Here is a 7,231-nt window from a genome sequence, read left to right as displayed (position 1 = left end):
CCCAAACGTTCAGGGGGGGGGCCCCCCTGCTCGCAGATGGGGAGCCCCCCCCCCACCCCCACGCCGGCGGCCGGGGGACCGCTGCCCGGTCCCCCGACCGCCACCGGCCCGAAACAACCTGCACCCCCAGCAGCCCCCACCCCCCGACCCGCACCCACCCACCCCCAGTAACCCCCACCCACCCCTCCCACGCTCTGGCGAGAGGGATGTGCTGCGGGAGGGGGCGGCGCAGGGGGTGGCCCGGAGAGGGGCGTGACGGGTGATTTTCAGACTGCCAACGGCCTCAACGCCCCACCGCCGGAATGGGCAGTCTGAAAATCGCCCAGCCCCCGGAGCGGCCACCCCCGGAGCCGCCCCCGCACCCACCCTCCCGAGAGCCACCCCCCCCGCCCCCCACACCCCCACGGCCCCCCAGCCGGACGGCTATCGTGCACAGGTGCACCCGGCGCCCCGGACCCCCGGCCGCCGCACACGAGGGGAGCTGCAGGTGATCGGACGGGCGCTGAACGGGCGTTACGAACTGCTCGGGATACTCGGCGTCGGCGGCATGGCCACCGTCTGGCGCGGCGTCGACCACGTGCTGGGCCGTCAGGTGGCCGTCAAGGTCCTCAACGGGGGCCTCGCCGACGATCCCCGCTTCGCCGAGCGCTTCAGCCGGGAGGCGCAGCACGCCGCGATGCTGGTGCACCCGAGGATCGTGATGGTCTTCGACTCCGGCGTGGACCAGGGCACCCCGTTCATCGTCATGGAGCTGGTCCAGGGCCGTTCGCTGGCCGCCGTCCTGGCCGATCAGCCGCGGCTGCCGGTGGAGCGCGCGGTCGGCATCGCGGCGGCCGTCTGCGAGGCGTTGGCGGTCGCGCACGCCGCCGGGCTGGTGCACCGGGACATCAAGCCCGGGAACATCATGATCACCGGCGACGGCGGGGTGAAGGTCGTCGACTTCGGCATCGCCCGCGCGGGCTCGTCCAGCAACCTGACCCAGACCGCGAGCGTGCTCGGTACGGCCGCCTACCTCTCGCCCGAGCAGGCCACCGCCTCCGCCCTGGACGGTCGCACCGACCTGTACGCCGTCGGCTGCGTGCTGACCGAGATGCTGACCGGCGAGACCCCGTTCACCGCCGAGACCCCGGTGGCGATCGCCTTCAAGCACGTCAGCGAGCAGGCCCCGCCCCCGTCCGTACGGCGGCCCGGTCTGCCGCCGGCCGTGGACGCGGCCGTGCTGCGCCTGCTCGCCAAGAACCCGGCGGACCGCCCCGCCGACGCCGCTGCGGCGCGCGCCGAACTGCTGGCCACCGTCCCGGGCCTGGCCGTCGGAGACCCGACGGCGGAGCTCCTCGCCACCTCCGCGTCCGCTGCCACCTCCACCCAGGTGCTCCCACCGGTCGCTCCGGCCGACGCACACCCGCGCCCGGACCAGCAGCACACCACCCTCCTCCCGCCCCAGCCGCCCCGCCCGGCAGCCGCCGCCACGTCCGTGATGGCCCCCGTCCCTCCCGGCCCGACCCGTCCCGGCCCCGCCGCCCCGTACCCGTCCAGCGCCCGGTCCGCGCCCGCCCGGGACCGCCGCAGGAAGCCCCTGGTCATCGGTGCCCTCGGCATCGCCGGGCTGGCCGGGATCACCGCCGTGGCCCTCACCGCCTTCGACGAGCCGGCCGGCAACGCCGCCGCCCCCAAGGCGCCGCCCGCCGCGACCGCCCCCAGGACGGCCGCGCCCGCCGCCCCGTCGACCGCCGCCTCCGCCACGGCCCCCGCTTCGAACGCCCCCAGCACCCCCGCGCCGCCGAACCCGTCCCAGGCCGTCCCCCGCAACCAGCCCGCGGAACTGCAGCTCCAGGCCTTCCGGCAGGCGGTCGCCCAGGCGCAGATCACCAAGGAGCGGGACCGCCAGGCGGAGTTGCTGCGGATCCTCGACGACGCCGCCGCCCGCCTCAACGAGGGCAACCCCGACGAGGCCGCCCAGCAGCTCAAGGGCGCCCAGAAGGTGATCAGGGACATGGGGAAGAAGCACGTCGTCGACGCTCTCACCTACGCCAACTGGAACGCCCGCCTCTCCGCCTTGTTCGCCACCCTCCACACCGCCGCGAACCTCCAGGATGACTGAGCCCGCTGACGTCGGGCCAGAATGTCCCCATGCTGACGATCGGTTCCCTCGTCCTGGGCGTCTCCGACATGCCGCGCGCCGTCGCCTTCTGGACGGCCGCCCTCGGCCTCGTCCCGCGCGGCGGGCTGGTGGAGGAGCGCTGGACGGTCCTGGTGCCCGCGGCGGGCGGCCACGGGGTGCAACTGGCCCTCGGTCTCAGCGAGTCGCCCGTCCAGGCGCATCCGCGGGTGCACCTCGACCTCTACGCCGACGACGCCGCCGACCAGGCCGCCGAGGTCGAGCGCCTGGTCGCCCTGGGCGCCGAGCGGGTCGTCTGGGACCGCTACCCCGAGGACCCGGACTTCGTGGTCCTCGCCGATCCCGAGGGCAACCGCTTCTGCGTGATCGACCCCAGCCGCTCCTGAGTCGTCGTCCACAGCCTGTGGACAACTCCCGGTCGTGGCCCCGCAGCCCCCGGGCCCCCAACCCTCACGGCTTCCGCCGCACCCGGCTCTCCACACCCGCCCGGATCGTCCGCGACAGCGTCCCGGCCGCCGCCGCGAGGAAGACGAAGTTGTAGCCGATCTGCAGGATCACCACCAGCCGCGGCGCCTGCCCGGACGGCGTGATGTCGCCGTAGCCGACGGTGGCCATGGTGACGATGGTGAAGTAGAGCGCGTCGAGCCGCGTGTTCATCCCCGCGAAGTCGCCCGGCCGGCCGGCGAGCACGTAGTAGGCGGCGGAGAAGACGGCCATCGCCAGGAAGATCAGGAAGGTCAGCCAGGCGACCGGCCGTCTCGCCCGCCCCTGCAGCACGGCCGTGATCTTCGCGAGCAGCAGGCAGCTCAGCCCGGTCAGGGCGGCGCCGAACACCGCCCAGCTGAGCACCGGCCGCTGGTGGCCGAGGGACCGCAGCGGCAGCGTGAAGTACGCGACCATCAGGACGGTGCAGGCGGCCAGCAGCCAGAGGGCTGCCCGCAGGTCGGCGCGTGGCGGGTTCTCGGACATCCCGCCCAGCCTGCCGCCGCGACGCCCCGGGCGCCCGTCGGTGCCCCCGAACGGGTCAGGCCCCCCGCTGCCGGGTCGTCAGCCGCCCCGGCCGGACGGCTCCGGACATGCGGAGAGCCCCTGGTGGGGGTCCACCGGGGGCTCTCCAGGAACTCGTGCGGCTCAGGCGGTCGTCTCGGGCCGCTTCGCCTCGGTGGCCTCGGTGGCCTTGGTCACGTTGGTCGGCGTGACGGCGGGGCGGTCGGCGGGCTGGGCGGCGGTGCTCTGCGCGGTGCCGGCCTCCGTCGTGGGGTCGTCCTCCCGCATCGCCTTGGTCTCCGCCTTCAGAATGCGCATCGACTTGCCGAGGCCGCGGGCCATCTCCGGCAGCTTCTTCGACCCGAACAGCAGGATGACGACCGCCAGCACCACGAAGATGTGCCAGGGCTCAAGACCGTTCCGCAGCATCCCTGGCCACCGGTCCCTTCTTGTCTAGAGTCACGGGGGGCGCTAGCGCCCATGCTCGCCAGTATGCCTGGCCCTGACGGCGAACGGATACACCGGCCGGGAAACGCTGGCCGAAAACCGGGTGCCGTCCGAGCGGACCGGGGGTGCGGACGGCCGCGTTCCCGGGCGTCCGGTGTACTGCCTCACATCCGCACGTCACACCCGTACCGGTTCCGGTGTGATCAGTAGACGAACGGCACCAGCCGCTTGGACACCGCGCGGTACTGCGCGTAGGCGGGCCCGAAGGCCGCCAGCAGCAGCCGCTCCTCGGCGGCGATGCGCCAGCCGTACGCGCCGAGCAGCAGGGCGGTCACCACCAGGGCGGCCGCCCAGCCCGCCGTCCCGAGCGCGTAGCCGCCCCAGACAAGCAGGCTGCCGGCGTAGCCGGGGTGGCGGATCAGCCGGTACGGGCCGGTGCGGACGACGTGCTGGGCGTCCACGGTGCGCAGGGTGCGGGTGTAGTAGCGGCCCAGGGTCCGCATGCCCCAGGCCCGCAGCGCCAGCCCGGCGGCGACCAGGACGACCCCGAACCACTGGGCCCAGGTGGGCAGTCCGCCGATCGAGGCGCGGTCGAACACCACCACCACGACCAGGACCGACACGAGGTAGCAGCCGATCAGCACCCGGGTCGAGCCGCGGTCGCGGTCGTCCCCGTGCCAGCTGCCGACGGCGGCGTCCTCACGACGGCGCAGCAGCAGCTCGTAGCCGATCCAGCAGGCGAGGCCGAGCAGCGAGAAGAGGGACGGCAGGGACATGGCGGCTCCTGACGGTCGTGGTCACCCCTCCACGGTCTCCCCGCCCGGCCGCCGGGACACGCACCCGGAGGTGGAGCGCCTGCCGTCCACCCCGGGGTGGACGGCAGGCCGGCGGCGCCTCAGCCCGAGCGCCGCGCCAGCAGGTACCCCCGCCGGGTGGGCGCCTCCTCGGGCAGGCCCTCCCGCTCCAGCCGCGCCTCGACCGCGAACCCGGCCTCGACCAGGCGGGCGGCGACGGCGCCGGTGTCCAGGAAGTGGAAGTCCACGTCGACCCGGTGGCCCCACCACTCCTCCATCCGCCGCACTTCGTCGCCCAGGTGGAAGGAGACCAGCAGCACCCCGCCGGGCCGCAGCACCCGCCGCATCTCGACGAAGGCGGGCAGCAGCTCCGCCGGCTCCAGGTGGATCACCGAGTACAGCGCCACCGCCGCCGCGAACTCTCGGTCGGCGGCGGGGCAGCGCCAGCAGGTCACCGGTCCGGAACCCCCAGGCCGCGTCGGGGACGGCGGAGAGCCCCCGCCCGGGGTGGGCGGGGGCTCTCGATGACTCGCGGGGACCGGCGCCGTCCGGGGCCGTCGGGGCGGCTCAGACGGTCGCGGCCTGCGGCTCGGCCTCGGGGGCCTGGGCCTGGGCCGGGGCCGTCTGGGCGGCCGGGAGGTGGCGGAGGAGCCGGTAGGCGAGCAGCGCGGCGCCGAGGGCGGTGACCAGGCCGACGACGGCGGCGACGTGGAGGCCGTCGGTGAAGGCGGTGCGGGCGGCCTCCAGCAGGTCCGTGCCCAGCCGTCCGGGCAGGTGGGCCGCGACGGAGACGGCGCCGCCGAGGGTGTCCCGGGCCGCGCCGGCGGCCTGGCCGTCCACGCCCGCCGGGAGGGCGCCGTCCAGCTGGTGGCGGTAGACGGCGGCGCCGGCCGCGCCGAGCAGGGCGATGCCGAACGAGCTGCCGAGCTCGACGGCCGTCTCGGAGATGGCGGAGGCGGTGCCGGCCTGCTCGGCCGGGGCGGCGGAGACGACCATCTCGGCGGTCATCGTCATGGTCCCGACCGTCCCGGCGGCCAGGATGCCGGCCGCTGTGAGGATGAGCGCCAGCGGGGAGTGCGCGCCGACCCGGGTCATCATCGCGAAGCCCGCCGCGCCGACCAGGAAGCCGCCGCCCATCAGCACCGCCGGGCGGACCTTGCCGGCCAGCGCCGCGCCGAGCCCGACGGCCGCGCCGACGCCGACGCTCGGCACCAGCGACCAGAGCGAGGCGGTGAACGGGCTCATGCCCTTGACCAGTTGCAGGTACTGCGAGGTGAAGAGGGCGAATCCCATCATGGCGAACATCGCCACGGTGTTGACGCTGATCGCCCCGCTGAAGGTGCGGATCCGGAACAGGCCGAGGTCGATCAGCGGGCTGGCGGCGGTGCGCTGGCGCCACACGAACGCGCCGGCCAGCAGCAGACCGGCGGCGGCGACGAGGGCGGGCGGCGTGCTCCAGCCGTCCACGGCGAGGGTCTTGATGCCGTAGACCAGCGGCAGGGTCGCGGCGAGCGACAGCGCGGCGCCGGGCAGGTCGAAGCGGCCGGTGGGGGTGGTGGTGCGGTACTCGGGCAGCAGGACGGGGGCGGCCACCAGGAGCAGGAGCATCACCGGGACGGCGACCAGGAAGGCCGAGCCCCACCAGAAGTGGTCGAGCAGCAGACCGCCCGCGACCGGGCCGAGGGTGGCCCCGGCGGTGAGCACGCCGCCCCAGGCGCCGAGGGCGGCCTGCCGCTGCTTGGGGTCGTGGAAGGTGTTGCGGATCAGCGCGAGGGTCGAGGGCATCACGGTGGCCCCGGCGGCGCCGAGCAGGGCGCGCGCGGCGATCAGCTGTTCGGCGCTGCCGGACCAGGCGGCCAGGAGCGAGGCGCCGGTGAAGCCGGCCGCGCCGATCATCAGCAGCCGGCGGCGGCCGATCCGGTCGCCCAGCGCGCCCATCGTGATGAGCAGTCCTGCCAGCAGGAAGGAGTACATGTCCATGATCCACAGCTGCTGGGTGCCGGTCGGCGCCAGCGTGGTGGAGATGTAGGGGACGGCGAAGAACAGCACGCCCATGTCCATGGCGAGGACGAGGGTCGGGAGCAGGAGGACGGCCAGGCCGATCCATTCGCGACGGCCTGCGCGGCCGGTGGTTGCGGTCATGGGGAAGACGGTACGAGCGTGTCAGACGATTGTCTAGTACGAACGTGTAAATCGTTCGTCCGAGACGACCGTGCAAGACATCTGTGCAGTCCTTCCGTAGGATCGAGGGCATGGGAAACCGCGAAGACCTGATGGCCGGCGCCAAGCGCTGCCTGTACGAGAAGGGCTACGGGCGCACCACCGCCCGGGACATCGCCACCGCCTCCGGCGTCAGCCTGGCCGCCATCGGCTACCACTTCGGCTCGAAGGACGCCCTGCTCAACGCCGCAATGATCGAGGCGATCGGCGAGCTGGGGCAGGGCCTGGGCGCGGTGGTCGCCGCCGCCAACCAGAGCTCCGACGACCCGGAGGAGCGCTTCGCCGCCGCCTGGGAGGGCCTCAAGGGCGTCTTCGCCGAGCACCGGGGCCTCTGGGCCGCGCAGTTCGAGGCACTCGCCCAGGCCGGTCGCGAGCCCGAACTGGCGCAGGCCTTCGCGGAGGCGCAGAAGGACGGCCGGCTCGGGCTCGCCGCCCTGTTCCAGGGGGTGCCCGAGGTGCCGGACACCGAGGAGGAACTCGCCCGCGGCACCTTCTACCAGATCCTGCTGGCCGGGTACGTCGCCCAGTGGCTCGCCGCACCCGAACTGGTCCCCAGCGGCCAGGAGTTCCTGCGTGGACTCCGGCTGGTCAGCGGCAGCGTGCTGGGTACCGCCGCGCCCTGACGTCCGCCGCCGCTGTGCCCGGCCGCCGCCGCGCCCTGACG

Annotated in this window: 8 protein-coding genes; 3 read left to right on the top strand and 5 right to left on the bottom strand. The window is 74.6% G+C overall.

Annotated features, from left to right (window positions below; genetic code table 11):
• The first annotated feature begins 487 nt into the window (after positions 1-487).
• Both ACZ4WV_RS14050 and ACZ4WV_RS14045 read left to right on the top strand, forming a co-directional pair.
• Complete coding sequence (locus ACZ4WV_RS14050; protein WP_465746199.1) at positions 488-2,101, top strand: protein kinase domain-containing protein; 1,614 nt, start codon at positions 488-490, stop codon at positions 2,099-2,101.
• A 29-nt stretch (positions 2,102-2,130) separates the two neighbouring features.
• Positions 2,131-2,505 carry a VOC family protein gene (locus tag ACZ4WV_RS14045; protein ID WP_465746197.1) on the top strand — a complete coding sequence of 125 codons (375 nt, stop codon included), beginning with the start codon at positions 2,131-2,133 and terminating at the stop codon, positions 2,503-2,505.
• Between the two features lie 64 nt (positions 2,506-2,569).
• On the opposite strand, the gene ACZ4WV_RS14040 is transcribed toward ACZ4WV_RS14045, so the two are convergent.
• The 5 genes from ACZ4WV_RS14040 to ACZ4WV_RS14020 form a co-directional block, all read right to left on the bottom strand.
• Entirely contained in the window at positions 2,570-3,088 is a 519-nt protein-coding gene (locus tag ACZ4WV_RS14040) for a potassium channel family protein (protein WP_465746195.1), read from the bottom strand.
• Between the two features lie 162 nt (positions 3,089-3,250).
• The gene (gene tatA, locus ACZ4WV_RS14035) at positions 3,251-3,535 is read right to left on the bottom strand and encodes a Sec-independent protein translocase subunit TatA (RefSeq protein ID WP_465746193.1); all 285 of its coding nucleotides are present in this window, start codon (positions 3,533-3,535) and stop codon (positions 3,251-3,253) included.
• Between the two features lie 221 nt (positions 3,536-3,756).
• On the bottom strand, positions 3,757-4,329 hold the full coding sequence (locus ACZ4WV_RS14030; protein WP_465746191.1) for a methyltransferase family protein: 573 nt from the start codon (positions 4,327-4,329) through the stop codon (positions 3,757-3,759).
• A 119-nt stretch (positions 4,330-4,448) separates the two neighbouring features.
• Positions 4,449-4,802 carry a class I SAM-dependent methyltransferase gene (locus tag ACZ4WV_RS14025; RefSeq protein ID WP_465746189.1) on the bottom strand — a complete coding sequence of 118 codons (354 nt, stop codon included), beginning with the start codon at positions 4,800-4,802 and terminating at the stop codon, positions 4,449-4,451.
• A gap of 112 nt (positions 4,803-4,914) precedes the next feature.
• A complete protein-coding gene (locus ACZ4WV_RS14020) occupies positions 4,915-6,489 on the bottom strand; it encodes an MFS transporter (RefSeq protein WP_465746187.1) in 1,575 nt (524 codons plus the stop codon).
• Positions 6,490-6,599: 110 nt separating this feature from the next.
• Between ACZ4WV_RS14020 and ACZ4WV_RS14015 the strand changes: the two genes are divergently transcribed.
• On the top strand, positions 6,600-7,190 hold the full coding sequence (locus ACZ4WV_RS14015; protein WP_465746185.1) for a TetR/AcrR family transcriptional regulator: 591 nt from the start codon (positions 6,600-6,602) through the stop codon (positions 7,188-7,190).
• Positions 7,191-7,231: the final 41 nt, after the last annotated feature.

It is taken from the genome of Kitasatospora sp. NPDC029312, assembly GCF_055569215.1.
The sequence above is the reverse complement of the archived record's forward strand: the minus strand, read 5'-3'. Positions and strand labels throughout refer to the sequence as shown.

Coding starts and splice junctions, on each gene's coding strand:
- ACZ4WV_RS14040 (WP_465746195.1), bottom strand. CDS start 3,088: ATGTCCGAGAACCCGCCACGCGCCGACCTGCGGGCAGCCCTCTGGCTG.
- tatA (WP_465746193.1), bottom strand. CDS start 3,535: ATGCTGCGGAACGGTCTTGAGCCCTGGCACATCTTCGTGGTGCTGGCG.
- ACZ4WV_RS14045 (WP_465746197.1), top strand. CDS start 2,131: ATGCTGACGATCGGTTCCCTCGTCCTGGGCGTCTCCGACATGCCGCGC.
- ACZ4WV_RS14030 (WP_465746191.1), bottom strand. CDS start 4,329: ATGTCCCTGCCGTCCCTCTTCTCGCTGCTCGGCCTCGCCTGCTGGATC.
- ACZ4WV_RS14020 (WP_465746187.1), bottom strand. CDS start 6,489: ATGACCGCAACCACCGGCCGCGCAGGCCGTCGCGAATGGATCGGCCTG.
- ACZ4WV_RS14015 (WP_465746185.1), top strand. CDS start 6,600: ATGGGAAACCGCGAAGACCTGATGGCCGGCGCCAAGCGCTGCCTGTAC.